The organism is Mesobacillus boroniphilus JCM 21738, assembly GCF_000517385.1.
GTDB lineage: Bacteria > Bacillota > Bacilli > Bacillales > Cytobacillaceae > Mesobacillus > Mesobacillus boroniphilus.
Genome location: NZ_BAUW01000196.1, coordinates 1 through 1905, shown reverse-complemented (window position 1 = coordinate 1905; position 1905 = coordinate 1). Strand labels below are relative to the sequence as shown.

The 1905-nt window shown below is 38.0% G+C and carries 3 protein-coding genes; 1 reads left to right on the top strand and 2 read right to left on the bottom strand.

The genetic code is table 11. The features are described from left to right. Nucleotides 1–4 precede the first annotated feature (4 nt). Entirely contained in the window at nt 5–1042 is a 1038-nt protein-coding gene (locus JCM21738_RS21670; RefSeq protein ID WP_023627846.1) for a hypothetical protein, read from the bottom strand. A gap of 191 nt (nt 1043–1233) precedes the next feature. Next, a complete protein-coding gene (locus tag JCM21738_RS24630) occupies nt 1234–1389 on the bottom strand; it encodes a YwzD family small protein (protein WP_023627848.1) in 156 nt (51 codons plus the stop codon). A gap of 179 nt (nt 1390–1568) precedes the next feature. Between JCM21738_RS24630 and JCM21738_RS21665 the strand changes: the two genes are divergently transcribed. After that, a partial coding sequence (locus JCM21738_RS21665) for a LysM peptidoglycan-binding domain-containing protein (RefSeq protein ID WP_023627849.1) occupies nt 1569–1905 on the top strand: 337 nt, incomplete at its 3' end.

Genomic DNA, 1905 nt, shown 5'->3' with positions numbered 1-1905 from the left:
TTATTTAATTTGCTTTTACAACCTGAATAGCTTCTTCAAATAAAACTTCATCAAGAGCAATATCCACGAGCTTCACCGTGACTGTTCCTTCATTAGTTAATCCTGTAGCTGCAAATGCTCTTGTTAACGTTCCGTCCGGATTGAAATATCCTTTATCATCTTCAATGACCAAGCCGTACTCGGTTGGATCAAGGTCAAGGGCGTTCCCTTCTCCATCAAGAAACAGGAATACATCCTTAGCATTTGCCTCTGGATCTTCAATTGTAAATTCAAATCCTTCGACAAGGGCAATCTCTTCAATTGTTGGGGCATATGCCATTAACAGGTCAAGGAATGCAGATTCCAGAACATCATATAATTCACCATCGACTTCGTACAGCCAGTTTTCAATATTCAATACGTGTGTTTCTGCTGTTTCAAAATCTTCTTTTTCCAGAGCTGCTTCCAATCTTCCTAATTCAATTTGAATGCTGACTGGATACAGTGCTTCTCTTTTCGCTGCTTCTGCAGGTAACTTATATTCCGCTAGGATAGCCTCACGAGTGGATTTTCCATAAACACGGTACAATATGATCGCTTGCTTCTTAATTTCATAAGATAGCTTATGATATTCCAGGACTGCTTGAGGCATATCTCCATTATCAAGGTGAGTCTCCAAAGTATTTTGGAGAGCGGTTAATTTTTTTCCAGAGGAAATGGCGTCGATATAGGCAGCAGTGCGATCAATCCATAGCTTAACCGTGTCAAGCCTTGCGCTTAGTACTTGCCTTTGGGTTCCTGAAGTTTTGTTGACAGCCGCTTTAGCTGCTGCATAATCCTTCTTTGCGTTGTTATAGATGGTCCATGGCTGAGTTACCGCGTCTGCATTGTAATCAACAGAGGTAGCCCTAATCATTGGGACTTTATGAGACTCTGCTTTTAAGACAAGACTTTCAGCTGTTGTTGCTGCCTCTGACTGAATAGGGTTTACTGCTGCATAAGCAGAAAGGCCAATTGTTGCCGCTGCTGTTACTTTAACCGCTTTCTTAATCAATTTACCCACTACGTTCTTCCACCTTTTCCTATAATGTTATCTAAACCAAAAATCTCCTCTGTTACCAGATTAACTTCATCATAATAGGAAGTTAATAGAAAAACATCAGGAAATTTAAGGGATTTCCAGATTTGATTCATTGGACCTAAAATAAAAACAGAGGCTTCTTCCTATATACAGGGGAGAAGCCTCTGTTTCCTCTATTCTTTCATTGCCTTTTTCAACTGTACTTCGATGTCAGCCATTAATTCTTTGAGCGTCAACTTTTGATCATGGTTTCCTTTATCATACGTGCTCCTTATTAAATTCAAAACAAATTGTTGGTCAAAGTCTTGTAGCCTTAGTTGTGAATCCACGTTTGTGTATCCTCCTATTAATTGAGCAAGCCATAAGCATCCTTACTCAATTGTAATTATACTACCATTCTTGTAAATGCCTTTTGTCATTTTTTCATAATTTGGTAATTTTTTGTCATAATCTTGTTTTTAATATGATAAAATATTGTCATATTATAAGACTAGGAGCTGTGAAAAATTTGAAGAAAAAAGTTACCTCGATCGCAACAGCAGCAATCCTCTCTTCTGTAATGGCTGTGAATGTCTCTGCAAATACTTATGTCGTGCAAAAAGGAGACAATCTTTCCCTGATTGCAAGAAAGCATAACACAACTGTATCTGAACTAAAGAAACTGAATAACATGGCCTCTGATATAATTTATGCAAATCAGAACTTGAAGGTTTCTGCTTCCCTTTCTTCTTTCCCTGCTCCCAAGGTTGTAAAACCTGTTGGAACATCGACTATAAAACCAGTAACCTACAAAGTTATAAAAGGAGACAACCTTAGTAAAATTGCATCTAAATATAAAATTCCCC